Annotated in this window: 22 protein-coding genes and 2 pseudogenes; 15 read left to right on the top strand and 9 right to left on the bottom strand. The window is 50.0% G+C overall.

Annotated features, from left to right (window positions below):
* Positions 1-60: 60 nt before the first annotated feature.
* The gene (locus tag LOKVESSMR4R_RS04165) at positions 61-852 is read right to left on the bottom strand and encodes a hypothetical protein (protein WP_087206440.1); all 792 of its coding nucleotides are present in this window, start codon (positions 850-852) and stop codon (positions 61-63) included.
* Positions 853-971: 119 nt separating this feature from the next.
* Between LOKVESSMR4R_RS04165 and LOKVESSMR4R_RS20045 the strand changes: the two genes are divergently transcribed.
* From LOKVESSMR4R_RS20045 to LOKVESSMR4R_RS20740, 4 genes are all read left to right on the top strand, one after another.
* Positions 972-1769: a hypothetical protein gene (locus tag LOKVESSMR4R_RS20045; RefSeq protein WP_157898124.1), complete on the top strand. Its 798-nt coding sequence runs from the start codon at positions 972-974 to the stop codon at positions 1767-1769.
* Between the two features lie 600 nt (positions 1770-2369).
* Positions 2370-2696 (top strand): DUF6626 family protein, encoded by a 327-nt coding sequence (locus tag LOKVESSMR4R_RS04155; RefSeq protein WP_087206438.1) that lies wholly within the window; start codon positions 2370-2372, stop codon positions 2694-2696.
* Positions 2697-2816: 120 nt separating this feature from the next.
* Complete coding sequence (locus LOKVESSMR4R_RS04150; protein WP_087206437.1) at positions 2817-3179, top strand: hypothetical protein; 363 nt, start codon at positions 2817-2819, stop codon at positions 3177-3179.
* Between the two features lie 503 nt (positions 3180-3682).
* Complete coding sequence (locus tag LOKVESSMR4R_RS20740; RefSeq protein ID WP_162290721.1) at positions 3683-6994, top strand: beta strand repeat-containing protein; 3312 nt, start codon at positions 3683-3685, stop codon at positions 6992-6994.
* On the opposite strand, the pseudogene LOKVESSMR4R_RS04140 reads toward LOKVESSMR4R_RS20740, so the two are convergent.
* The 4 genes and pseudogenes from LOKVESSMR4R_RS04140 to LOKVESSMR4R_RS04130 form a co-directional block, all read right to left on the bottom strand.
* A pseudogene (locus LOKVESSMR4R_RS04140) lies at positions 6991-7950 on the bottom strand (IS481 family transposase). The gene LOKVESSMR4R_RS20740 and the pseudogene LOKVESSMR4R_RS04140 overlap by 4 nt on opposite strands.
* A 245-nt stretch (positions 7951-8195) precedes the next feature.
* Complete coding sequence (locus LOKVESSMR4R_RS20040) at positions 8196-8555, bottom strand: hypothetical protein (RefSeq protein WP_157898123.1); 360 nt, start codon at positions 8553-8555, stop codon at positions 8196-8198.
* 49 nt (positions 8556-8604) lie between these two features.
* Positions 8605-9282 carry a response regulator transcription factor gene (locus LOKVESSMR4R_RS04135; protein WP_087206435.1) on the bottom strand — a complete coding sequence of 226 codons (678 nt, stop codon included), beginning with the start codon at positions 9280-9282 and terminating at the stop codon, positions 8605-8607.
* 136 nt (positions 9283-9418) lie between these two features.
* Positions 9419-9730 (bottom strand): hypothetical protein, encoded by a 312-nt coding sequence (locus tag LOKVESSMR4R_RS04130; protein WP_087206434.1) that lies wholly within the window; start codon positions 9728-9730, stop codon positions 9419-9421.
* A 521-nt stretch (positions 9731-10251) separates the two neighbouring features.
* On the opposite strand from LOKVESSMR4R_RS04130, the gene LOKVESSMR4R_RS20035 reads away from it, so the two are divergent.
* The 7 genes and pseudogenes from LOKVESSMR4R_RS20035 to LOKVESSMR4R_RS20025 all read left to right on the top strand — a co-directional run bounded on the left by LOKVESSMR4R_RS20035 (position 10252) and on the right by LOKVESSMR4R_RS20025 (position 13965).
* Positions 10252-10419: a hypothetical protein gene (locus LOKVESSMR4R_RS20035; protein WP_157898122.1), complete on the top strand. Its 168-nt coding sequence runs from the start codon at positions 10252-10254 to the stop codon at positions 10417-10419.
* Between the two features lie 27 nt (positions 10420-10446).
* Complete coding sequence (locus LOKVESSMR4R_RS04125) at positions 10447-10719, top strand: hypothetical protein (protein WP_157898121.1); 273 nt, start codon at positions 10447-10449, stop codon at positions 10717-10719.
* An 89-nt stretch (positions 10720-10808) separates the two neighbouring features.
* Positions 10809-11315 carry a hypothetical protein gene (locus LOKVESSMR4R_RS20560; RefSeq protein WP_087206432.1) on the top strand — a complete coding sequence of 169 codons (507 nt, stop codon included), beginning with the start codon at positions 10809-10811 and terminating at the stop codon, positions 11313-11315.
* Positions 11215-11646, top strand: a complete 432-nt coding sequence (gene tnpA / locus LOKVESSMR4R_RS04115) for an IS66-like element accessory protein TnpA (RefSeq protein WP_087206431.1) — start codon at positions 11215-11217, stop codon at positions 11644-11646. Before LOKVESSMR4R_RS20560 ends, tnpA begins: the two co-directional genes overlap by 101 nt.
* Entirely contained in the window at positions 11643-11996 is a 354-nt protein-coding gene (gene tnpB / locus LOKVESSMR4R_RS04110) for an IS66 family insertion sequence element accessory protein TnpB (RefSeq protein ID WP_087206430.1), read from the top strand. Before tnpA ends, tnpB begins: the two co-directional genes overlap by 4 nt.
* A 123-nt stretch (positions 11997-12119) precedes the next feature.
* Positions 12120-13151, top strand: a pseudogene (gene tnpC / locus LOKVESSMR4R_RS04105) (IS66 family transposase); the annotation flags it as partial.
* Between the two features lie 202 nt (positions 13152-13353).
* Positions 13354-13965, top strand: coding sequence for a hypothetical protein (locus LOKVESSMR4R_RS20025; RefSeq protein ID WP_157898119.1), 612 nt, complete (start codon positions 13354-13356; stop codon positions 13963-13965).
* 243 nt (positions 13966-14208) lie between these two features.
* On the opposite strand, the gene LOKVESSMR4R_RS04100 is transcribed toward LOKVESSMR4R_RS20025, so the two are convergent.
* The 3 genes from LOKVESSMR4R_RS04100 to LOKVESSMR4R_RS04090 all read right to left on the bottom strand — a co-directional run bounded on the left by LOKVESSMR4R_RS04100 (position 14209) and on the right by LOKVESSMR4R_RS04090 (position 16028).
* The gene (locus tag LOKVESSMR4R_RS04100) at positions 14209-14535 is read right to left on the bottom strand and encodes a DUF3768 domain-containing protein (protein ID WP_087206429.1); all 327 of its coding nucleotides are present in this window, start codon (positions 14533-14535) and stop codon (positions 14209-14211) included.
* Positions 14528-14986 (bottom strand): hypothetical protein, encoded by a 459-nt coding sequence (locus LOKVESSMR4R_RS04095; RefSeq protein ID WP_087206428.1) that lies wholly within the window; start codon positions 14984-14986, stop codon positions 14528-14530. The genes LOKVESSMR4R_RS04100 and LOKVESSMR4R_RS04095 overlap by 8 nt, the downstream gene beginning before the upstream one ends.
* Before the next feature lie 415 nt (positions 14987-15401).
* Entirely contained in the window at positions 15402-16028 is a 627-nt protein-coding gene (locus tag LOKVESSMR4R_RS04090) for a hypothetical protein (RefSeq protein WP_087206427.1), read from the bottom strand.
* A gap of 146 nt (positions 16029-16174) precedes the next feature.
* On the opposite strand from LOKVESSMR4R_RS04090, the gene LOKVESSMR4R_RS04085 reads away from it, so the two are divergent.
* Positions 16175-16501 carry a DUF6626 family protein gene (locus LOKVESSMR4R_RS04085; RefSeq protein WP_087206426.1) on the top strand — a complete coding sequence of 109 codons (327 nt, stop codon included), beginning with the start codon at positions 16175-16177 and terminating at the stop codon, positions 16499-16501.
* A 123-nt stretch (positions 16502-16624) separates the two neighbouring features.
* Positions 16625-16987 carry a hypothetical protein gene (locus LOKVESSMR4R_RS04080; protein ID WP_157898118.1) on the top strand — a complete coding sequence of 121 codons (363 nt, stop codon included), beginning with the start codon at positions 16625-16627 and terminating at the stop codon, positions 16985-16987.
* Between the two features lie 598 nt (positions 16988-17585).
* Here the strand turns inward: LOKVESSMR4R_RS04080 and LOKVESSMR4R_RS04075 are convergent.
* Positions 17586-21590 carry a beta strand repeat-containing protein gene (locus LOKVESSMR4R_RS04075; protein ID WP_087206424.1) on the bottom strand — a complete coding sequence of 1335 codons (4005 nt, stop codon included), beginning with the start codon at positions 21588-21590 and terminating at the stop codon, positions 17586-17588.
* Positions 21591-21865: 275 nt separating this feature from the next.
* On the opposite strand from LOKVESSMR4R_RS04075, the gene LOKVESSMR4R_RS04070 reads away from it, so the two are divergent.
* Together LOKVESSMR4R_RS04070 and LOKVESSMR4R_RS04065 are read left to right on the top strand one after the other, a co-directional pair.
* Positions 21866-23236 (top strand): sensor histidine kinase, encoded by a 1371-nt coding sequence (locus tag LOKVESSMR4R_RS04070; protein WP_087206423.1) that lies wholly within the window; start codon positions 21866-21868, stop codon positions 23234-23236.
* On the top strand, positions 23233-23928 hold the full coding sequence (locus tag LOKVESSMR4R_RS04065; protein ID WP_087206422.1) for a response regulator transcription factor: 696 nt from the start codon (positions 23233-23235) through the stop codon (positions 23926-23928). The genes LOKVESSMR4R_RS04070 and LOKVESSMR4R_RS04065 overlap by 4 nt, the downstream gene beginning before the upstream one ends.
* Positions 23929-23965 lie beyond the last annotated feature (37 nt).

The raw sequence follows: 23965 nt of genomic DNA, 5'->3' as shown, positions 1-23965 counted from the left end.
TTCGAGGAAGACGGGCTTGCACTGCGGGACGTCTGTATTCACGCCCCGCACCAAAGTTTTTTACTCTGCTGCTGTGATAGCCGCGTCAGTGATACGCAACTTGTGCGTCATTGACGCAAAGAGCTTGGGCGCAAAGGTTTTGACATCTTCTGTGCGCCGCTTGGCAACATCCGCTGCCTCAAGACCTTTTTGATCATCCTGCGCTTTTTGATCGAGGTACTTGCCGGATGCTACTAGCACCGTATCGATCACTTTGGCGTCGTTGTTGCCAAATAGAAGATCGCCCGTACCATTAGTATTGCAGCGGATCAGTCCCACCACATAATCTTCATCATATTCCCGGTTGGGCTGGATGAACTCGGGCAAATTAAATGACGCCACCGCAATGCGGGCCATGCTCAGACCCTCTAGCGCCATCTTTCTGTAGTCTTCAGCCGTCATCGCAGTGCCATCCTTAATCTTGGACGTGCGGCGCACTTCTTCGACACCGCCACATTCTTGGATGTAGCTGCTCAAGCTTTGCTCGGTAGGCTTGAGGTCATAAGCCACCGAAAGCAGCTTTGCATAGGCTGCTTCGCGATTGCCTTCTTTGCCGAAGACATACCGGATCACCTTTAGACCCAAGCTAGTGCTAGTCCGGGGTTTCATATTACGATCCGTTAGCAATGAGTTGAGAGAACGGCGCTTGGCAGTGTCCTCCTTCATTTCTTTATAAATTTCAAAGCAACGCTCAAGAATTGCGTAAAGCTCGTCATTGGATGATTTCAGTGTTCCTTCTTCCCAGACAGCACGAGCGGCTGAGATTTGATCAAGAGTATGTTCTAATTGAACTTTGTAATTGGTGTCAGACATAGATTGTCCTTTCTATTGAGCAGAAATAGGCCCTCGGGACGAAGACCTCACAAAGTCGAGAATCGGCTATGCAATTTCGAGATTGTGCAAAAGCAAGGTCCATGTCTTAACTAACGAATATGTCGGAACTCGTTGAGTCAGGTGGCTCTCGCCACAAAAGCAGGTCACGTTCCGCGCCGACCTTCAAACACGCTGCGCCTCAATTCCATTACACCGCCAGCGCGCAGAAAGGGCCAACCCCGCCATATCGCGGCGCACCGGCATGGAAATGCTCAGTCTATTACTATTGGTGGCTCTATCTGCGGCATAACCAAGACTATCGTAAAACATGTGCAAATAGAGGCGTTGGTTCCTGCGCAAAGCTATTTCGGGATTTCGGCAATATATACGGGCAAACCTTTCGGGCATGGTGGGCAGACCACGATTTTCTGTTTACCGAACCCACGGCGGCAGCACTGACGAGCGACAAACACAACTTTGGTGACGGTGCAAAAATCGTAGATGTGCAGATCGATCTGTCTCTAGGCGCCGAGGCAGTTGAACACAGCCTGAAAGAACTGCATACACAGCTGCTCTTTCCACAGCGGATGGCCCTATACCGATCAGCCGCCATCTATCCGGTGGCGCGCCGCCCTGTGCTGATGAACCTGCATCGCCACTTGGCCGTTCACAAATGGCGCAAGCGGTGTCCTGACATGGCAGACGAAGAGATCGCTGATCGCGTGGGTCATCACGCTGCCGAACAAGCCAATGGCATCTCACGCAGCTACATGCAGCGGATGGGGCACTCCACGCGCGAGATTGATATCGAACTGAGGCGGGCAAAACGCAAGGCGGTCCAGCATGACCTGCGCTGCGCTCAGCAACTGATTGCGGCTGTCGGGCAAGGCGTCTTTCCAATGCGCACCAATGGGTGAGCAACTTATGTATGGCTGATGCGCTCTTAGTTGTGCAATATGCAGAAATAACATCTATAAGCAGTTTTGCCTAACGGTCAAAAATGACTCCTTACTGTATGTATTTCAGCCGCTTGCTCATACACCTTCAACCAACTGCCTAAAAAAGTTTACTCTGTTAAACCTGTAAACGCGTTTACTGTGTTTTTTTGCGTATCTTCCCCAAACTCGAAAATTTGCGCAGCAGTTTTACGTGCTTGTCGCGACGGAAGTGCTCGGACGTGAACACAGTCCAGCTCGACCATACAGTCCGCACTAGCTTACCGCAGCACCGGCCATTTTACGTACTTCGCGCAGGTGCCAGTCGCTGGTGTTTTGTGATGGTTATGCCCGCCCCCAACTCATTCGCCGCGCGTGCTTGCGCTCGCAGTACTGACAAAAGCGCGCGTTGAGTTCACGGTTCTCTGACCTGCCCAGTGCTGGCACGTGGCGCATAAACGCATGCTGGGGCTGTAGCTGGGCATGGCCTGTCTCTTTTGACTAAATGTTAATGGCGATTGTTTGGGTGGGCCAACCTATTCTGGCTAAATAATTGTGAACATGAGATTTTTAGGAGAACCTATGAGTGTAAAATTATTGGAACACATGAGAGATGAGCTGATCAGTTCAGGAGCTGCGGCAAACACACCAGAGTTCTGCCGTGCATGGCTCGGGCGGAGTGAGGGGTACATTCGCACGCTGCGCAACCATGGCACTGGGCCAAGTGTAGAAACCCTGACAATCTGTGCGCACAAGCTTGGACATTATGCGCAACGACTGCGCGCCAGCGGTGTCTTTGAGCATGCTGCCATGGCGGAGCAGTTTGATCAGCTCAAGGCGCTATGTGACGATGCAATTGCGCGGCAGGCAGAGGCAGTGTGGCGAGCGCCAGAACGGATGGCAGTATGAGCCGCTTGTTTGAAATGGGTTCTGCAGCCCCAAAAATCTGCGCTGCGGTTTTTTGTAGGAAAGTACTTATGCTTTTGGGGTGGTCTTTTGTGTACCCCATCTCCGTATTTGGGGCATCGCATGACTGACCGCGAAGAACTACGCCGACTGATAGATGTGATTGAGAAGGCGTCAAGTAACGTACAGTTAGATCAAGCCATTGAAGACATAAAAATTTTCGCCAACACCACCAGCTTCTTGGTCAACAAATTAGAGACCCGCCTCAAGGGTGGAGAGATAAAAACCAAAAAGAAGCCGAAGTCGCGTATTGGTAAAGCCATTGCGGCGCTGCCCGTTCCAAAGCCAAATGTTCAAAGGCAACAACAAGCTAAACCGGACGCTACAGGTAGTGGCATGCCTGCAGCTGTAACAACTGCCACTTCACAGGCTGACTTTGACAGGCTTAAGCCACAGGGCGCGCAGGGGCCAATATCCAGCAGCTGAACATTGTGGTGTCTTACACCGTCTGTGTGCACGCTGTAGGGCCCAGAGCACGTCGCTCTGCAATCAGTGTGGCTGGCAACACGAGTTGCTGCGCTACGCGGCGTTTTTGGGCGTAACCATGCAGATTACCGCAAAAAATGCTTGCAGATGTTGATTGCTCAAAAGGCAGGCAGGCATAGTTTAAATTGCTCACTCTATAAAATTGGAGGGGTTTGATAAGGCAAGATTCCAAGAGGCAATTTTTAGGTAAGACCTGCCGACCCGCAAGAGGGTTTAAGAAGTGTTGCCCATTTGGGGTCGGCAGCGCGTATCGTTCTGCTGCTGTCATAGGGCACCACAGCAGCGAAGCCTTGTTACCTTTGTAGCATTCACTATTTCTACATCGTTATCCATTGGAAAAATTTGGAGCTCCAATGGAATATCAGCGTTCAACTCGTAGGCTAGAGCCTTTAAACCCCAAATATTCTTTACAAAAACAGAAAGTTATTAACGGGTCAGTCGTGATGGCTACAGCGCTGGGGCTTGGCGCTTGCCGCAGCTCAGAAGGTTCGACGGAGGCTTCAACGACTACGGTAAGCGGCTTTGCTATCAAAGGGCCGCTCGATGATTTTCGCGTATTCATCGATGGCAACTTGAATGGCATCTATGATGCGGGTGAGGCCGTTGCCATTTCTGGCACCGACGGTGCCTTCAGCCTGCGAGGGCCTGCAGGTCACACGCTGCATGGCGAGGTTACCTCGACAACTATAGATGCAGCATCAGGGCGTGTTATTGCGGGTCACTTTGCGGCAGCACCGGCTGGCGCGACAGTTATGTCGCCGATGACCACGGTTCTTACTCAGACTGCGTTGTCCGAGGCCGAGCTACGTCAGGCCTTGGGGCTGTCAGTCGACCTGTTGAGCTACAATCCGTTTGATGCAGCTAATATCAGCACTGCAGCTGCTCGGGATGCCGAACATGTGGCCCAGCAACTTGCCAATATCACCCGCGCATTAACCGGCCTTGGTCAGGGGGCAGGACTTGACGCACGTCCAGCCTTTGATATCGCGTCTAGCGCCTTGAACACGGTCCTTGTGCAGCACGTCGCCCAAAACCCCAAGAGCGAGATGGATCTGTGGGGGGATGCGACCATTGGGGCGGTTTTGAGCGCATACCGGGCGGGTCTTGAAGCGGCAGGCCATTCCACTTCTGTTTTTGACGCGCTGCGGGCAGAGATAGACAGCGCGATGGACATCGTGAACCAGCGTATCCTTGCGGTTGGCAACCTGACCTCGACCGAAGCGCGGGCGGTCTTTGGGTTACCATCAGACCTCTATGCCCAGGTAAAGGATGCAGCGACAGCAATCGCGAATGGCCAAGCCAACCCCGGCCTGTCTCTTGACACATGGGCAGGTTTGGAACGGCAACTGGCCGAGAACGGCTTCACGCCACCAGCGCCGCCCGCACCCGCAGGCCCAGCACCGGTATTGTCCGTGAACAACCCGACCGACACATTCACCGTTCAGTCCGATATTGACGCGACGCTCGAGGTGACAGGCGGTGGCGTTCTGGCCAACCTTGTCGGCGGCAATGCTTTCACGCTGGTTCAGCAGGGGGTTGTCACCACAGGCACCTTGTTCGCCCGTGCGAATGGTCAGACGAGTGCCGTCTCGGCGCAGACATTCACCCTCGGCACCGCAGGCAATGATACAATTGACACCTCCGGGGCGGGTAATCGTGTCGACTTCATTTTTGGCGGCGACGGCAGCGACAATATCGACGCCGGAGCGGGAAACGACCACATCGCCGGTGGCGATGGAAATGACACCCTCGATGGGGGTGCGGGCAATGACGTAATCCGTGCCGGAGATGGAGATGACACGGTGATTGCTGATGAAAACGATGCGACCGTACGCGGTGGAAATGGAACGGATAGTCTAACCGTCGCGGCAAATTTTGCGCCAAATGCAATCAATCAGTTCGCAGAGTTCGAGCGAATTGAAATCACAGCAAACAACCTTACCGTCAATTACTCAGGTCAAAATTTTGGTGTGGGCCTCACGATCGATGGGGGCGCCGTTCTGGCAAGCACCATTACGGGGACAAGTGGCAATGACACAATAACTGGCGGAGCCGGCAACGACACGATCAGTGGATCATTCGGAGATGATGCGATTGATGGCGGCCAGGGCGATGATGCGCTGAGTGGTGGTGCGGGCAATGACATCTTCACTATTGGATCAGGGACAGACACGATAAGCGACTTAGGGGCTGGGGATGTGTTCACAGTCGCGGCGGGCGCGAAGGTCAGAGCAACAGTGAACGGCGCATTCACTGCAACAAACGCAACCGAAAACTTGGGTGGAGCCAACACAGATGCGCGAGTAACAGCTGGTATTGGTGCGACTGGTGTCGACATGTCGCTTGCATCGGTTACCAACGCTGCGACCGACGGGTTTCATATGTTGGTCGACGTCATAGCCACAGGCAGCTACGTCGGATCTGCAGGCAACGACATCATCACCAATACGAATAACATGAACGGCGTAACAATAATTGGCGGCGCTGGAGCCGATGATCTGGACGGCAGCGACGGCGGCGGCACAGGCAATCCGAACGATGTGTTCATCATTGCGGCTGCAGCTGATCACGCAGCTGGCGAGGATATCGATGGAAATGCTGGGACAGACACAATTCGTTTTACCTCGACAACGGCGAACGAGACCCTGACGCTCAATGCGGGCGTCACTGTCGAGACGATTGAGATCAGCGATGCTGCAGGCGACAATACTGGCACAACTGCGCTAAACGTTGAGGCTCGTAACATGGCCGCAAGTGAAGACGTGACCCTTATCGGCAATGACGGGAGCAATAGCCTGATAGGCAACGATGGAGGCAATACAATCACTGGTGGTGCAGGTGCGGATACAATCGATGGTGGTGCAGGTGCGGATACAATCGATGGTGGTGCAGGGAATGACCAAATAGCGATGCTTGTTTCGGCTGGGAATATTGATACGGCCAACGGCGGAGCTGATACGGATACTCTTATTCTGACAGGTGCTGCGGCTGGTGCGGTTGTCGTTGATCTGTCGGTTGCAGCGGATGCTGATCAGCTAATGACAATCAACGGTAACGCTGACGCACTGGTGCAGTCGAACTTCGAGAACGTTAACGCTGCCGCAATGACAGCTGGTGCTTTAACCATTACCGGCGGTGCGACTGCTAATGTTATTGTCGGTACGGCAGGCAACGACACGATTACGGGTGGTGCAGGTGCGGATACGCTGACTGGTGGAGCTGGGGCTGATACATTTTACCACAACCTAGCCACAGACAGTGGTGACACCATCACTGACTTTACAGTTGCTGATGACGACTTCATCCTCACTACTACTGGTTTGGTTGATAACGCTGGTACAGCTGTTGCGGCACAGTCTATCGTTGCAGGCAGCTTTGCCAGCATCATTTTAGATGGCAGTAATACAGCAGGTTCTGCAGATCTGTCAGCTGGTGTCGTCATCATCGAGTTGGAAAACCTTTATTTGCATATGGACTTCGCTGCATCAACTGATGCTCAAATCGTATCAGCAGTAGAAAACATGTTTGCTTCTCCCGTGTGGGGTACTGGTGCTGCATATGTTGAAAGTCCGAACGGTGAAGACTTCCTGTTCATCGTTTACGAATGGACTTCACAGGGTGGTACTAGAGACGCCGTTCTTATTCGCGCTACTGGCGATGATGTAGCAGATAGCTTTGACGGTGAGCTTACAGTAGAAGCGGTGCTGGTTGGTGTTGCTAGTAATGCACTTAGTGACGCTAACTTCATCGCCTAGGTGTTCAGCCCCGGCATCTGGTGGATCGAATTTAGGATGAAACGATCTGGCCCAAATGTCCAGATTTTACAGATGTATTCGTAAAGTGTGAGGCCGCTGAGCGTCTTTAGGCGGCGCGCGTAGCCGTAGGCATCGAGGAAGTCGCTGAGATGCGTGCGGAGTTAATCACGGCTATGGTAGTGATACCGTGTGACGGTAACGTCCTTAATCGTGCGGTTCATCCGCTCGACCTACCCGTTCGTCCAAGGGTGGTTCGGCTTGGTCAGGCGATGCTCAATGGCATTTGCGGCGCAAATCATGTCAAACCGCATGGGCCGGGAATAGGGCGTGCTCCGGTTGCGTAGTTGCCCACAAAACTGGATGCCGTTGTCCGTAAAGATCGTGTGAATCTTGTACCGCACCGCTTCCAATACAGCTTCTAAAAACTCCCAGGCTGTCTTGCGGTTTGCTTTGTCGACCAACTGCGCGACGGCATACTTGCTGGTTCGATCAATGGCTACAAAGAGATACAGCTTGCCCTCATTTGTATAAAGCTCAGCGATATCAATGTGGAAATAGCCAATAGGATATCGTTTGAATTTTTGCCGCTTGGGCTTGTCACCCTCCATATCTGGCAGTCGAGAGATGCCATGCCGCTGCAAACAACGATGCAAGGCAGAGCGCGTCAGATGTGGGATGGACGGTTGCAAGGCGTAGAGGCAATCATCGAGCGGAAGCAGCGTATGACGCCTGAATGCCACGACCATCGCTTCCTCACTCGCACTCAGAACCGTGGAACTGGGTTCAGTTGGCCCAGTGTTGCGATCTTCTCGCGTCACGCGCTTGCGCCATTTGACTACTCTTTTGACATTGAACCCAAGTTCCCAGCTTAGCGCCGCGTTCGTAGCTTGCGATCACTGTATTGCTGCTCTGACCGCGTGCGTAGTCGCGGCGCAGCCATTAAGTACTTGTCCCATAATGCTTCCTTCTATTCTAATGAACAGATCGCACAATCAAACCGTGGGATCAAACACCTAAAGTTATCTAACGGTCAGCAGAACGAAAAACTATCGCTTTCTTTCGCACGCTGCATAGACATGTAAAAAGAACTTAATTTAATCTGGCTGTCATCATAAAAATAAATTACTGTTTGCTTTGATCGCAAAGGCGACACAATCGGCGACTAGCGATTACATGTATGTAATTGAACTTTGACGTAAAATTAAATACATTCATAGTATGCTTTGACGGTGTTTAGCTGCAAAAGGCCCCGCGTTTCAGCTGTGAATACGGCGTTCTTGCCAAATTCAGCGCATTGACTAACCGCAAGATCACGAACCGACGCAGGTGTTCCTGAACCAAATCCCATTTCAATATACCGAATGTTGAAGCTTTCGTCAGTCAAGTCTTCAACACGAGGCTTCATAAGTATTGCAGCGCCCGAGATTGGTTGGCCCTCTGCTACAAGGCCATCGCCTGCAATTTTTGAGCCCGCCATGCGAGTACCAAGGTCGGCTCCGCCACAGCCAACCAAGCCCACGAACGCGGCACAAACGACAATCATATTAAATTTTATTTCCATTATTTTTCCTTTAATTATTGCTAAGGGAGTATCGCTTCAGACATCCCAACTAATTGGTAAATTTCATCGGCAAGTTTAACCGATAGCCGTAGCCTCGCATTGTTTCCAAGGTGCTTTTGGCACAGCCAAGTGCCGCAAGCTTTTTGCGAAGCCGGACAATCCGCACATCAATGGCCTTCCGTGAGCCGTGGTCTAGATCGAGATCTAGTACTTCAGCCATTTCAAACCGCTCTAAGCCACGTGCGCCAGCGATGGATAGACGATGCAAAATAGCCAATTCGCTGGCAGATATCGAACAGCTTGCTTGGTCAAATTGCATAACCTGAGTACTCCGATCTACGCACAAACCCACTTGTTGTGCATTTAGTCCTGAATGGCGCTGCGCGACCCGCCGCACAGTCGACAACAGTATCGCTGGGTTTGTTGGCTTGGTAAGATAAATGTCAGCACCAAGTTCGTATCCTCTCACGATATCATCATCCCAATCACGCGCAGATAGAATAATGATTGCGGCTTCAGGATCGCTCGCTCGAATTGATTGCACTAAAGAATAGCCGTCCATTTCAGGTAAGTTTAGGTCAATGATAAAAATGCTCACTGGTACGTTTGTTTCAAAGAAGCTCTCTGCATCCTCGCACTGTAGAACAGTATAGCCATGTTGCTCTAAGAATAGAGCTGTAAACTCTCTTAGATCATCGTTATCTTCTACCAAAGCGATCGTAGTCATGGGCACCTCATGTGATTAAGATAGCGCCTAACTGGATACAAATGCTACATATGCTACATAGCGCTTACGAGTGATAGGCTCACTACAAACTGATTATTGCTTTCTTTGACAGTTAGATTCGCCCCAAAAGCCTCTGCTAAGGATTTTGCCAGGTATAATCCAAGACCTGTGCCTGGCTGCTTGACGCTGCTTCGTCAGCCACATCATCTGATTCTACATCGATACGAAACCAAACTGGCTTATCTTGAAATCCTAAGTTTTTTCCAAGGTCGAAGTTTGAGAAGGTGACGCTCTTCTGACTTACAATTTCTTCAATCTCATAATCACCGATAACGTAGTTGATTTTAATTTGAGCTGTATCGGCCACAGCCACAACTACAGAGAATGACACAAGTAGAAACGTAGCAAAGCTTATGAGTAAGTACTTTCGAATAACAGCTAGTAGCATCAGGGTTTGCTTTCTCAAGGGGTGAGTAATATTTGTGTTACCCTGCTACGGCCGTATTTGCAAAGTTGCCAAACACTATGTTTGCGACTACGTTTGAAACACTGTGTTGAACACAGCGTTTTTGGTTATGGTCAAATTGAACAACATCGCACATTATATAGCACACCGCTATTTCGTGCTGATTATCTATTTAAGATCAATATCTTACGATTAACACAAGTCTTGAAAATCCTCGTGTCGGTGGTTCGATTCCGCCCCTGGGCACCATTTAAACCAATAAAATCAATAACATAGCATTTCGAAATGCACGCACAGCGTGTGTATTTCAAAAACACACCAAACACACACTTTTTACCGTGTTGATACGCGGATTCGCTGTGTTGAACACAGTGTTCGTGCGCTGTGTCGCAAACACTGTGTTGGCAGAGTTTTGGGGGAACACGGTCCGTGACACCTAGACACAGGATGGGCGTTTCACCTATTTTTTTATCAAGCGAATTCGTAGCCATATAGGAGCCGATATGAAATCTGAGCGGGGAATTCCGAATTTTGATAAATTATGCGAGCTTCTGAAAAAATCTAATCAAGACCCCGAAAACCTTGGCTATATTTATGAAATGATGGCCCTCGAAGGTTATGAGGCATGGCACGAATGGATGAAAGTAAATCGGCCTGATGAATTACCCTGAAACCTCATATGTCCCTTGGAGAGAGTAATGGATGATTTTGAGAACCTTAGAGCAGACCCAGTAGGTTGGATTATGTCTAATATTGATCACGATCTCGCAGGAATCGAATGGGCACCGGACGACATGGATCCGGACTACATCCTCGACATCGCACTAGATGCGTACATCATTCCTCAATTCGCTAAAGCCGGCATTGCTGTTCCGGAACGTGCCGTCTTAATCGAAGGCATCAACCAACTAATAAAGCAAATTATGTGGCCCAAATTCGCATTCGGTCCCGACGATCCTCAAACTTTGTAGTCGCCCAACAAAAATAAAAGCAATCAAAAAACACACTTTTCTAGACTTGTTAGTGTCGTGAGCCATAGTGTTGCTGCAAGGAGCAGAACATGCGGCAGCTGCGCGACGACACACATCTGATACTAGACGGCGAAGTTCGCGTGTACAGGCGCGAGCGCAGTAAACGTTGGCAGGCGGCGTTCAACATCGACGGGCACACCATCCGCATCAGCACAGGCAAGCGTGACGTTTCTGAAGCTAAAGAATACGCACGCGACACATTCCTTGAGTATAAGTTCCGCCATAAAAACGACTTGCCTGTTGTGACTAAGAAGTTCTCCGATGTAGCCAAGCTGGCCATCGCGGATATGCGCAAGCAGTTGGATGCGGGTTTAGGGCGTAAGGTCTATGCGGATTACATCGTTTGTATCGTAAGCGGTCGCTGGCCCTCACCTTCCAACAGATTGTCTGACCTGCGATTCCATGTGCGATGGAGATCAGTGCAGGAGTTTCGCGATGGCGACTACGTTGGAGTTTCTCCGGGATTACGGGGTGGACATAAGGACCAACGGACAGCGACGCTGGCCGGAAGAGATAAAGGCGCGGATCGTTGCTGAGAGCTTGCAGCCAGGTGTGAGCGTGAATGAAGTTGCGGCGCGGTATGGGCTGCGGGCGAACCATTTATCGGAATGGCGTAGTCGGGCACGTGACGGCCGGTTGGTTTTGCCTGCGGTTGAAGATGACAGCTTCTGTTTTGCACCGATCGTCGTGTCGGATGGTGGCGGCGGTGCGGATGTGCCGGCTGTCGCCGGGCAGCTCACAAAGCCTGACGGGTTGTCCTGTAAACCCATCGAGATTGCGATAGGTCGTGTGACAATCCGGGTCGATGGCACCACCAGTTCTGACCGGATTGCCGAGATCGTGCGGGCAATCGGGGCGCGGCCATGATGTTCCCGTCAAACCGCGTGCGGGTTCTGGTCTCGACGCAACCTGTGGACTTCAGGAAAGGTCATGATGGTCTGGCGGCAATCGTGTCGTCGGTGCTGCGTAAGGATCCGTTCACCGGCACGGTGTTTGTGTTCCGGTCGCGCCGGGCGGATCGGCTGAAGCTTTTGTATTGGGATGGCACCGGATTGGTGATGGCCTACAAGCGGTTGGAAGACATGACCTTCACCTGGCCTGCGATCAAAGACGGGGTGATGGCGCTGAACCACGCCCAGTTTGAGGCCCTGTTTGCCGGTCTGGACTGGCGTAAGGTCAAGGCGCTGGAGATGCGCCCACCTGCTGCGGCAGAATGAATCAACCATATGTTTTTGCGTGATTTTACTGGGGTTTAATCGTAGTCTCGGGCTATGATTGATACGCCTGTCATTGACCTTTCCACCATCCCTGCCGCGCAGCGCGCGGTGGTTGCGACCTTGATGGAAACGATCGCCGCACTTCAGGATATTACCCAACGCCAACAGCATCTGATTGCCGAGTTGAACCATGCCCTGCATGGGAAGCGGTCGGAAAAGCTGACCGAGGATGAACGGCAGCTGGCGTTTGAGGATCTGTCCATCGCGTTGGCCGAGGTCGAGGTGCAGAAGGAACATCTTGCCGCCAAGGCAGATAGCAAGACGGCAACCAGGCCCGGGCCAAAGCGGACCATCGGCAATCTACCGGCCACATTGCCGCGCATCGAAGAGATTATCGAACCCGCCAGCCTGATCTGCCCTTGTGGCTGTGGCGTCATGCACAAGATCGGTGAAGACCGCAGCGAGCGGCTGGATATCGTGCCAGCGCAGTTGCGTGTGATTGTCACCGTGCGCCCGAAATATGCCTGCCGGACCTGCACAAACGGCGTGACCCAGGCACCGGCGCCCTGCCACCTAATCATGGGCGGGTTGCCGACAGAAGCGACGCTCGCCCATGTGCTGGTCAGCAAATATGCCGACCATCTGCCGTTGTATCGCCAGAGCCAGATCCTGGCGCGGGCAGGCCTCGATCTGCACCGCGCTGTGCTGGCCGATTGGGTGGGTAAGGCGGCATTCCACCTCAAGCCCGTCGTCGACCGGCTGGGTGAACACCTGAAACGATCAGACAAGCTGTTCATGGACGAAACCACCGCCCCGGTGCTGGATCCGGGTCGCGGAAGGACCAAAACCGGCTATCTCTGGGCTCTTGCCCGCGATGACCGGCCATGGGGCGGTGAGGACCCGCCCGGTGTGGTCTACTTCTATGCACCCGGTCGGGCGGGCGAGAATGCCGAAACATTCCTGATAGGTTTTGACGGCATCCTGCAGATCGACGGATACCAGGGCTACAACCGGCTGACCAAGCCGACCCGCAAGGGCGGCGATCCCATTCAGGTGGCCCATTGCTGGGCGCACGCGCGCCGCAAGCTGAAGGAAGTCTTCGACCGCGATGGATCACAGATCGCCGCCGAGGGCCTGCGCCGCATCGCCGAGATTTTGACTCCATGTTCCACCGGAGGGAGATGGAGTCATGGTCACAAACAAGGCCAATGCAACGCGGCACATACTGAGCTTCAAGACAGCGCCACCCATTATTCACATGGTGTCACAGCGAAGGTTTCGAGGGGGGCGCAATCTGCCATATCGAGATGCTGAGCCCTACAAGGCGTCCATTTATTATTGGTGGTGGGCTTTTTTGATGCGTAACACCGGCTATCAGCAAATTTGTGCAACATCAGGCCGTGGTGAACTTGCGGGGCTTTATCAAGATTTTGGGAATATTTTTGAACGCGACTTTTTAACGTGGTGGCAATGCCATCAAGGGCTGTTTGCAGAAAAGACGGCATTGATTGAGCAGGATGGCGCAGACCCTTCGAGCTCTACCTTATTGTATCACATTGATCCAAAAAGACCGCTGAGCCAGATTCAAGAAGAGATCAAAGCCCTGCACATGCACGCACATGCGATCGTGCCGGTAGCTCTACCCAAGCAGACTTCGTCTGCAAAATACCCAATTTACACAAATGTTTCTGCGCATACGCTGCACAAGGTTTTGACTATTTGGGATTTACGCTGCGCACACCCGGACACATCTGCATACGATTTAGGTGTGTTAGCTGGGTTTCGCGCAAACATTCTTGCACCACCAAAATATGGCGAAACACGCACTCACGCCGCGATCAAAACGGATGCCCACAACAAGCAAGCCCGCACCCGTATCGCAAACCAAACCAACCGATATTTGCGCACTGCAGAGCAATATATTGAAAACGTAGGGCGGGGAGAATTCCCAAAAGCCCTGCGCCGATAAAGATTAAGTAATTGATAGAATTAGGTAATAAGGCAAACACTGTGTTTGGATTTGGTATGTTTGGCAAAGATGGCAAACACAGTGTTTGCAACATGTATGTTTGACGCAGTAGATCAAAACACTGTGTTTGAACTGTAAACCTGATCACTGTGTTTGAGTCGTATTTGTGTTGCTGGCGCAGGGAATAGTGCTGACTTTGTGCAGGGCAGAAATGCTGTGTTTGTGTCGGGATGATCCGTGATCTCAATACTCATCTGCTAGCATGATGGTCAGCACACGTGCGGTCACGGTGAGATCGCTTGGGTCTGGCGAATGCATGGTGATGTCCAAGTCGTAGTAGTCAAACTTCCAAAAAATAGTTTGGCCGCCATGGATAAATGACCCAAAGTCGTGCTCACCGTATGGGTCATTGTCAGGCGTAAATGCATCAAAGCGACGAACTTTATCCAAAAGGCCTGATAGATCGTCTAATGCCTGCACACCTAGGGTGATGACAGTCCGGCATCCTGTAAAGGTGCGCCGTGCTTGATCATTAAGTGCTGCTATTTTGCTCGCATTGACCTCAGGCATTCGCAGCGGCCTTGGCAGCGCCGGGCTTTATGCGCGATTGTCGCTCAGCGACCTTGGTAATGGCCGCATCCAGCTCCCCTGCCCCAGCTGCATTGAGGAATGCATCAAGAACTGTAATCACCTCAGCCAATGACTTCACAAACACAGCGTTGTTGTTACCGTCGGCTGCGATCACACGCGCCCCATAACGGCACTGCACATACCAACCGCTATCTTGTGCAAAGAACCAAGGGCGCACTGTGCGCATGGCTTTGACCATCACACGTTCCCCTATGTCGTTGGTCATCCACTTATGCCGTTCAACGCGATGGTCTTCTTTTTTGAGTGCGGCTGCATGCACCAACACTTGCTCTTTAAGCCCCGCCATCAGTTTGTCACGTCGGGCAATAATAGGATCGCGTTTGGTGCTGCGATCAACTGTTTTGAATGTAAGTTTTGCGAGATGTGTCATATGCGCTCCTTGCTGCGTATTTACAGCTAAAGCGTATGTTCACTTTGATGCTTGGACTACCGGAAAGACTTTCAAGTATCTGATTTAATTTAATATTACTGCATAATTATTGATCAGCTCTAAGCATTGGCGGTGTTGTTCATCCTCATTTGCATATAGTTGATCAGCGATCCGCACCGAAGCTACGCCCATAAAAAAAGCGTCTAACGGTTCGGTCCGCTGACGCTGTGTCTGCTGTATAACTTCAACTGTGTTTGAACATCTTCGTTTGAGCGTTTGTTGATGTTTTGTGTTTGAACATTTTCGTCTTATCATCTGTGTTTGAACAACTGTTCGTGAACAAGGATGTGCCAAGACCTGCGCCTTTGGCATCTGTGTTGTTCAAGCTGCTCAGGTGTTTGCTGCGCGAAGGGGCTTAGCCACGCTCCATCATCTGCAAATCACCGCTTGCCTCATATTGTGCCTGTTGTGTGTGTAATGCCTGTTGTGCCTGCTGTAGCCAGAGTGGGCTGGCTGCCCTTGTAATGCGATGTGCCTGCTGTGCATGATTATACGGCGCCATGGTATCGGCCGATGTTCTGTCCCAACATAGTTCGTCCAAAAGTGTCTCGCTGCCCATGCGCCAATACTCGTGGGTAACATAGCTCGTCACAGCCGCGCGGTCTTGCGCGGGCATGATCCAGTTTTTAACAAGTGGCGCTGTTTGAGTGTGATGCTGCGCCCAGATTGCATTGAGCAAACAGCATGTCTGTTCCGTGTCCTGCAGTGGGCTTGGCATTACGAAGTGCACATGAAAGTTCTCATGATCCGCGCCCTCATGTGCAAAGCACCAGCGCGGCACCCGCATGTTCTGGCGCTCAGCGGCTTTGCCATAGATCACGCGATCCACTTTGTTCCAGTAGCTGCGTAGGAGTTTGTTGGCGCTTTCTCTGCCAATGGTCCTGCCGTTCACAAACTTGAGCGTGCCGAACACATCCCAGTTTTGTGCCAGCAGATACTGTACCAATGCCTGTCGTTCTTGTTTGCGCTGCTCAAATCCCATGTGGTTCTCCGTGTTTATTTATCAACGAACACGCAAAACAGGGCAGAAACGGCAGTGTGAAGATTGGATGGAAAGCCTGCTGGATAAATACGCCGGCTCAGCAGCGATGAGATAAATACAATGCAAACAACGCATTGGAGGATTGGATGAGCATCAGACTTTTAGAACACATGCGCGATGAGTTGATCGCAACGGGCATTGTGCAGAACACACCGGAGTTCTGTCACAGTTGGCTGGGACGAAGTGAGGGCTACATCCGCGTACTCCGCTATCACAACACAGAACCCAGTGTGGAAACCCTGAGCATCTGCTCCAGCAAGCTTGGGTATTATGCAGCGCGATTGGCGGCTAGTGATCAGCCAGACCATCAAGCATGGGGTGAGCGTTTGGCAAACCTAAAGGTGCTGTGTGACAGGGCCATCGCGCAACAGTCAGAGGCAGTATGGCGTGCGCCAGAACGGATGGCGGTATGATCCACTACCCGAAATGGGTTCTGCAGCCACAAAAATCTGCGCTGCGGATTTTTAGCGGGAAGTACTTACAGAAGCTTGGTGATGATTTTACATCACCCCATTTTGCTATGCTGGGTGTTGCGCATGGATGACCGTGATGAACTGCGCAGATTGATAGATGTGATTGAAAAGGCTTCGGCTAGTGTTCAACTGGATCAAGCTATTGAAGACATTAAGACTTTTTCCAACACCACAAGTTTCTTGGTCAACAAGCTGGACACACGGCTCAAAGGCGGCGACATCAAAGCAAAGAAACAGCCAAAGTCGCGTATTGGCAAAGCTATTGCAGCTCCGCCTGCTCCAAAACTAAATGTGCCCACGCCACAACAAGCTACGCCAGACTCTGCAGGTGGCGGCATGCCCTCAGCTGCATCAACTGCAACATCACAGGCGGACTATGACAGGCTCAAGCCACAGGGCACACAGGGCCCAATATCCGGCAGCTGAACATTGTGGTGTCACACACCGTCTGTGCGCAGGCTGTAGAGGGTGACCAAGTTGCGTCGGCGCTAAGTGTAGCGAGCTACTAGGGTTACTGCGCTACGCTGAGTTTTGAGCCTTTTTCACACGAATATGGAACACAGTGCGTCAGCTGCATTTGGGGTTGCTCGAAGTGCCGACAGGCATAGCTCGAATGCCTAGGCGCTGCTTTGTGTCTCACAAACACGCGTATTGCTTGTGTTTAAGGCTGATGCTCAGAACTTGTGCTCTACACTTAAGATAAAGCTGGATCGTGTACCATCGTTGATGCGATCCAATAAAATGCGCATGTCCGCTGAGCTCAATCCTTCTCTCTTTTCTATAGATTGGTGTTTTCTTAAAGTTACGTCTGAGCGATGTGCCCTACACAGGAAGTTGCACTCTTAAATTGAACCGATAACCAAAGCCATGCATGGTTTCCAATGCACTACGTGCGCAGCCAATTTATTGCCTAGACGAAAGATACGGACATCCATTGCTTAGCGCGATCCACTATCAAAGTCTAAGTCAAGCACTTCAGCCTGGTCATGAATAAGGGAGCCTCTGGGGACAGGTCAGCCTGCAATCAGGCGATGATGGTAAAGTCAGCTGCAACAATATCGCCAGTCGCGCCTGCACCCAAATTTGCGACCCAGATGTCGTCTGAGTTATCGAATGTGGCGCCATGCATATCATTATAAAAAGTGTCGCCGTTTTTGTCAAAACTCAGTCTACCGTTATCAGCGTTATAGATGAACGTACCAGGTACACCGGTTGCGGCCACATCGCCTGCACCGTCAAGATACTCAATGAAAGCACCCGCGTCTGTTCCGACCACATTTCCGGCAGCGAAAACTTCAGCCCCGATCTCATCATTTAAATCAGTAGCGGAAAGCTCAATATCATCGATCGTAGTTTGGAAGTCAGTAATACTGTCGATGTTGTTACTGACGATAGACGTGATCACAAAAGTATCCGCTCCAACACCACCAGTAATTATGTCATCTCCCGCGCCACTAATGATCCTATCGTCTCCTCCGCCACCATTAATCGTATCATGCCCATTTTCACCCACAATCGTATCATCGCCAGCGCTTCCAGTAATTTGATCGTCACCGTTCGTGCCATAGACCGTTAACTGCACGGTAAGATCAGTGGCGTTTAATGTTAACGTAGTTGCATTAGAGGTTAGCTCCTTGTCGTCTCCTGTCCCATTGTCATAACTGGTAGCCCGCACAACAATACCGTTGCTAAACACTGCGCTGGCATTAGTTCCCAAAGTGACATCGAGTGCGCCATCGCCAACATTATCAATTATCTCCATTTGCGTCATATTGACGAAATCAGCGTCAGACAAGGTTATAGAATTAGAAGCAGTGGTTTCCAATCTAATCCCATCGCTTCCAGTTCCACCTGATATGGTAGAACCAACTAAATAATCTTTATTTTTAAAATGAAATCGGTCATCCCCAGCACCGCCAATAAGATTATCGGATCTTCCTGTGCGATCTCGTTCTTGCTCAGTTGCAAATATTATCCTTTCTACTGACTGGCTTGCATTGATATCAAGATCGACAGCAACTTTCGTATCGTCTTCATATACAATAACACCAGTACCAACCAACACGTTTAAGGTGACTGTATTTGATCCTGATGCATAAATAGCATTAAATGAATGTGCGCTGTTTTGAATTACAGTGTCGGAGCCAACACCCAATCCATAGATGGAGTTGAAATATCCACCAAGATTAATTTCTGTATTCCCAGAATTAACCGTCACGATTTGGAAAAATTCATCTACAGTAATAGTTAAAGCTTCTGTTTGTGCACTAAAATCAAATGTCGATGATCCCTCAACTGAGACGTTTTCTACATTTTCAAGATCCTCGTCCAGTAATTGGGCCGCCCCTACCGCAGCGCTAAAAACAGCTCTGTCCGTACCATTGCCGCCATCAATCGTATCAGTTTCTTGAGCATTAATCGTATCATTGCCGTCCCCACCATTTAAAATGTCATCTCCTGCTGTCCCTGTAATCGCCTCGTCATCGGTACCACCCTGGACTTCAAGCAACACATCTGTGAGCGTCAGATTTGTGGAATAGTCGAGAGTAACTGTACCGTCACCAGCCGATGCGCCAATGATGATAAGCTTCTCAATTTCTGGTCCGGCGTTAACGCCAGTGACCGTTTCAATATTATTGGTTCCGATGACATCGGTATAATCGACGGTTACTTCGGCATCTGCAGCAAGTTCGACTGTTTCAATATTTGCCAGCTCACTCGCAAGAAAACTTGCATCAAGAGCCAGCTGCATCACGTCTGCATCAGCACCACCGTCCACGTTGGTATCTGTGTCATCTGCAATCAGTGTATCTGCGCCTGCGCCGCCTGATAGGGTGTCTGAACCAGCGCCACCGTCAAGTTTATCATCTCCTGCTGTCCCTGTAATCGCCTCGTCATCGGTACCACCCTGGACTTCAAGCAACACATCTGTGAGCGTCAGATTTGTGGAATAGTCGAGAGTAACTGTACCGTCACCAGCCGATGCGCCAATGATGATAAGCTTCTCAATTTCTGGTCCGGCGTTAACGCCAGTGACCGTTTCAATATTACTGGTTCCGATGACATCGGTATAATCGACGGTTACTTCGGCATCTGCGACAAGTTCGACTGTTTCAATATTTGCCAGCTCACTCGCAAGAAAACTTGCATCAAGAGCCAGCTGCATCACGTCTGCATCAGCACCACCGTCCACGTTGGTATCTGTGTCATCTGCAATCAGTGTATCTGCGCCTGCGCCGCCTGATAGGGTGTCTGAACCAGCGCCACCTGTTAACGAATTATCACCATCGTTGCCCAAAAGAGACACGGCACTCAGTAAGTTTGAAGCATCAACATTTTCATTAGTCGTACCAGTTCTATCGCCGCTGGCATCCGAGATATAAACTTGCTCAACCGATGTTCCCACCGTTAGGGTTAATGTGCCGCCATCAGTTGCGGAATAACGAATAACGTCTAATCCATCACCACCGTTGATTACCTCGCCAACCGAATGATGATCTTCATCTAGAATCAAAAATATGTCGTTATTTGCTCCGCCATACAAGGAATCTGCGCCCGGTCCTCCGGTTACTATGTCATTCCCATCGCCAGCAATTACATGATCGTTGCTTGCGCCTGCGGTGATAATATCGTCGCCATCACCTGCGAGGATATAATCAACGCCGCTTCCCAAAGTTGAAAGATCTATCGTGTCATTTCCAGTCGTTCCTAAAGTAATGGTTTGGTTGGAAGTGGCACTCTGACCGCCGCTGCTTGTCTTTGCATATATCTGGCCCGTTGCAATGGCTGATAATGTTGTGAGGTTTGTTGGTGTGCCTCCAACAAGGTCAGAAAGTTTTGTGTTATCCGAAAACAATAGTTCCGCCGTTAAATCGGATGTAATTGTTATATTTTCAGATGTGGTGGACAGGGAAAGTTGTGGCTGTGCAGGCGGGGGTGGGGAAGGCGTTGTCGACGTGGCTTCGTCGTCAGCTTTATCACTGCCGCGTTGAGGCAATGTAAGTGTTCCATCCTCCTCCAACCGGCCCGTCGCTTGCTCAATAACATCAGCCTTTGTATCAATCACATCGAAAACCCGCTCAACATCAGCAGCGTTTTCCTCGGACTGTTCAAACTCCGGATCTACTGCAATGATCAACCACGGCTTTTCGCCGAACGTGTTTTGCGACACTAACAATCCAAGCCGATCTGCATTGCCAGAAGTCAACGCTTCTAAGGCTGCAGTGTCTTCAGAGGATTTTATTAAGATCTGAACCACAGAGACTGCATCGATTTCGTTGGGATCATTCGTCTCGCCGCGTGTGATTGACACACCTGCATCTGTAAGTTCTTTCGCTTGGCTTGCAGTCAATATGAGCTTGGAGTTTAGCACGATACCATCGCTCCGCGTCACACCGGATACGACTGCAGCGGAAGCATCTAAAGTGCCGTCATCAACAATTAGGCGTCCACCGTTTAATGTAATTAAAGATCCATCAATCAGTATCAGAGTGTCATTATCGTCTGGCGGCAAATCAAATATGAGGTCCCCACCGGTCAATTCTACATTTATGAGCGCCGATGTGCTGTCTTCAAAACCTTCTCGAAGTGCTGTTGATGAAAAGGTCACATCCCCAACGCCAATGATCTTGAAGCCATTATCGTGTTGTTGATCAGCAATCGCTACATCGAGAAACGTTGGACTATCAACTTTTAATTGGGAAATTTCAACTGAACCTACAGACACACCAGTGTCTGACTCAGCCGCATTAAATAAAAGATTACTCTCATCATCCTCTGAAAAAGTGACATCAACGGCTCCAAAGTTTGAAGCAACTTGCCAAAGCCCTATACTCGTTTCGGAAACCGTAAATTCTTGTTTAGTATTTGTGCTAATACCACAGGCGGCTAAGGGAAAAGCTGTGAGAAGACTCGACCTTTTCAAGATAGAGCGATACGAATTTTTTAACGGCTTAGTTTGGCCAGAGAGTGAAACATAAAATTGTGATGGATTTCTTGTAGTGCTAGTTTCGCTTTTTTGCGTTTTCATTGGCGTTCTCTAAAAGCCCATATATGGCATCGCGAGCCGAAAATTGGGCTTGTTAATCCTGATGTGTAATACTTGAACATAGCTGCCCAGCCACATGGACTTACAGTCCAGCACTTTTATGGCTAGACAGACTGCTACCTTCACTCAACTTGCAATTTCTCAAAATTTCTCAACGAAAATGGGACTTTAGATCCGCCTGTATACAACTTAAAGCTGATTGACTTTTGACCCTAAGGCACATAATTTTCCGTCAATAACTACGGAAAGTCCTGCTGTTGCTCGATACTCAGTTCATCACATTTGCAAGTTTCTTTGCTGTAACGAGTTTTGCGCCGGCAATTTTGTTTTCGTTGTTGTGGTGGATGCATGCAGAAATCCGATTTTGGCCATTAGCAGCCAGCGCACATCTGATGTTATCTGCAGGCCTTTTGTTGCGAGGCATCCAAGGCACTCTTTCTGAGCTTGTGTTTCTTATCGCAAGTAATCTCATGACTGCTTTTGGCTTGAGCTTAATGGTCGCCACTGTTCGCTCTATAAATCGGGACTGGCGTTTGTGGCAGGCTGACTTGGCATTTTCGATTTTTACCGTTGTGATGATGACGGTAGTGGTTTTGGGGCCAAACAATAATTACGAAATTCGCGTCACATTAATGTCAGGCCTCATTATTGCGAATAGTGGTACAATTGCAATCTTGGCGTTCAGCGCATTGAAAAAGGCGGTAACGGCAGACGCTGTAATCTTTTTATTTTTTGGGGCATTTGGAACGGCTGTATCGCTCGGCCGCTTGATGGCTTCGGTCGCGCAGGACGCCCAAGGTTACCTAAACCTATTGCTCTGGGATAAAGTATTTTTCTTATGGTCACTGCCAGCTACGTTTATTTTTGCAGCAGGCGTGTTTACCTGTGGAGCACGGTTGACACTAGAAAAATCAAAGTTAGCAGAATCCCAACAACGGCTCTTGTCTCAAAAGCTCAAAGTTTCGATTGAAGAGCAATATGCGCTGCGCAAACTTATTCTGCACGAGGTCCGCCGCCCAATCAGCACAATATCAACGTTGCTGCAAAATTCACAAAGATACGGCGAATTCGCTCAAAGGAAACACTTTGAGCAGTTGAGACTATTAGTGGGAGAAGCCAATAGATATCTGGATGGTATTGGAGAATATGATGAAATCTCTGACCTGATTGCAAACCGTGAACCAACTAACGTCAAGCTCAGTGACTTTTTGCAGGACATCCGACGTAAGTGGAACATACAAGTGGATGGGGCCATTGCGTCGCAAACCGAAGTATTTGAGGCCGATATATTTTTGCTCAGTATCGCTTTAGACAATATGATTGAAAACGCATTGAAGTTTTGCAGAATAACTTCGGAAGTTAAGCTTACAATTAGCCACAATGATCAGTACCTTTTTTTTGATGTATCAGACGATGGTGAAGGCGTGTTGCCACAGTATCAACAGCAGATCTTTCAACGGTTTTTTAAGGCACCATCTACCCTGAAATCATCGAAAGCTGGCTCCGGGTTAGGGCTTTATATATCGATACAAATAGCTGAAGCCCACGGCGGACACAGTTGTGTCTTAAGTCAAACCCCATCAGTGATACGTCTCGCCCTACCGTTTCAGAGAGGACAGGCACAATGAGCCCTAGCTTCCAAGTTGTCGCAATTGACGATGATCAAATTTTCACTGATTGCCTCAAGACACATCTTGAAGCGTTAGGTCTATGTGTAGCCACAATTAATGACCCTGCGTTGGCCGCCAACCTAGACTTCAAAAACTTCAAAGTTGTACTGCTTGATTTAGAGATGCCGTTCGTTTCAGGATCTGAAATCCTATCAAAAATACCTCAGGACGAGCGGCCCCTGGTAATAGTGATTTCCTCTCACCACGACGTTGACACGCGAGTATCGATGCTGACTGATGGCGCCGATTATTTTTTATCAAAGCCAATTAATCTATGTGAAGTGGGGCTCATAGTTCAGCGTGCACTTGGTCGAACTTGGAGCAACGATCAGAACCAACAGGCTTGGACTTTGAGCCCCTCAGGATTTGCGCTTACTGCTCCGTGTGGACAATCTTACGGCCTATCACATTCCGAGTTCATGGTATTAGAGGCGCTTTTCTTAGGGTCTCCCAACCCGATATCTTTGGCAGAATTAGAGCAACATACTCGCAAAAATGGTGGAGCGCCCAGCCATAATTTCAGAAGATCACTTGAAGTGATGCTCTCTCGGATGAGAAAGCGCTTTAGTACTGATAGCCTGCCCTTTCCTGTGAAATCTGTTCGCAACATGGGCTACGTGTTTCACGGTGCGGCAGAGGTTGTGGATTAAGGTTGAGCTTGCAATTTCTGTAGCCAACTTCAATTTG

This window comes from Yoonia vestfoldensis (genome assembly GCF_002158905.1).
In the GTDB taxonomy this organism is placed as follows: domain Bacteria; phylum Pseudomonadota; class Alphaproteobacteria; order Rhodobacterales; family Rhodobacteraceae; genus Yoonia; species Yoonia vestfoldensis_B.
This window is presented reverse-complemented; position numbering and strand designations above follow the sequence as displayed.

Coding starts and splice junctions, on each gene's coding strand:
- LOKVESSMR4R_RS04165 (WP_087206440.1), bottom strand. CDS start 852: ATGTCTGACACCAATTACAAAGTTCAATTAGAACATACTCTTGATCAA.
- LOKVESSMR4R_RS20045 (WP_157898124.1), top strand. CDS start 972: ATGTCGGAACTCGTTGAGTCAGGTGGCTCTCGCCACAAAAGCAGGTCA.
- LOKVESSMR4R_RS04155 (WP_087206438.1), top strand. CDS start 2,370: ATGAGTGTAAAATTATTGGAACACATGAGAGATGAGCTGATCAGTTCA.
- LOKVESSMR4R_RS04150 (WP_087206437.1), top strand. CDS start 2,817: ATGACTGACCGCGAAGAACTACGCCGACTGATAGATGTGATTGAGAAG.
- LOKVESSMR4R_RS20740 (WP_162290721.1), top strand. CDS start 3,683: ATGGCTACAGCGCTGGGGCTTGGCGCTTGCCGCAGCTCAGAAGGTTCG.
- LOKVESSMR4R_RS20040 (WP_157898123.1), bottom strand. CDS start 8,555: ATGGAAATAAAATTTAATATGATTGTCGTTTGTGCCGCGTTCGTGGGC.
- LOKVESSMR4R_RS04135 (WP_087206435.1), bottom strand. CDS start 9,282: ATGACTACGATCGCTTTGGTAGAAGATAACGATGATCTAAGAGAGTTT.
- LOKVESSMR4R_RS04130 (WP_087206434.1), bottom strand. CDS start 9,730: ATGCTACTAGCTGTTATTCGAAAGTACTTACTCATAAGCTTTGCTACG.
- LOKVESSMR4R_RS20035 (WP_157898122.1), top strand. CDS start 10,252: ATGAAATCTGAGCGGGGAATTCCGAATTTTGATAAATTATGCGAGCTT.
- LOKVESSMR4R_RS04125 (WP_157898121.1), top strand. CDS start 10,447: ATGGATGATTTTGAGAACCTTAGAGCAGACCCAGTAGGTTGGATTATG.
- LOKVESSMR4R_RS20560 (WP_087206432.1), top strand. CDS start 10,809: ATGCGGCAGCTGCGCGACGACACACATCTGATACTAGACGGCGAAGTT.
- tnpA (WP_087206431.1), top strand. CDS start 11,215: ATGGCGACTACGTTGGAGTTTCTCCGGGATTACGGGGTGGACATAAGG.
- tnpB (WP_087206430.1), top strand. CDS start 11,643: ATGATGTTCCCGTCAAACCGCGTGCGGGTTCTGGTCTCGACGCAACCT.
- LOKVESSMR4R_RS20025 (WP_157898119.1), top strand. CDS start 13,354: ATGCGTAACACCGGCTATCAGCAAATTTGTGCAACATCAGGCCGTGGT.
- LOKVESSMR4R_RS04100 (WP_087206429.1), bottom strand. CDS start 14,535: ATGCCTGAGGTCAATGCGAGCAAAATAGCAGCACTTAATGATCAAGCA.
- LOKVESSMR4R_RS04095 (WP_087206428.1), bottom strand. CDS start 14,986: ATGACACATCTCGCAAAACTTACATTCAAAACAGTTGATCGCAGCACC.
- LOKVESSMR4R_RS04090 (WP_087206427.1), bottom strand. CDS start 16,028: ATGGGATTTGAGCAGCGCAAACAAGAACGACAGGCATTGGTACAGTAT.
- LOKVESSMR4R_RS04085 (WP_087206426.1), top strand. CDS start 16,175: ATGAGCATCAGACTTTTAGAACACATGCGCGATGAGTTGATCGCAACG.
- LOKVESSMR4R_RS04080 (WP_157898118.1), top strand. CDS start 16,625: ATGGATGACCGTGATGAACTGCGCAGATTGATAGATGTGATTGAAAAG.
- LOKVESSMR4R_RS04075 (WP_087206424.1), bottom strand. CDS start 21,590: ATGAAAACGCAAAAAAGCGAAACTAGCACTACAAGAAATCCATCACAA.
- LOKVESSMR4R_RS04065 (WP_087206422.1), top strand. CDS start 23,233: ATGAGCCCTAGCTTCCAAGTTGTCGCAATTGACGATGATCAAATTTTC.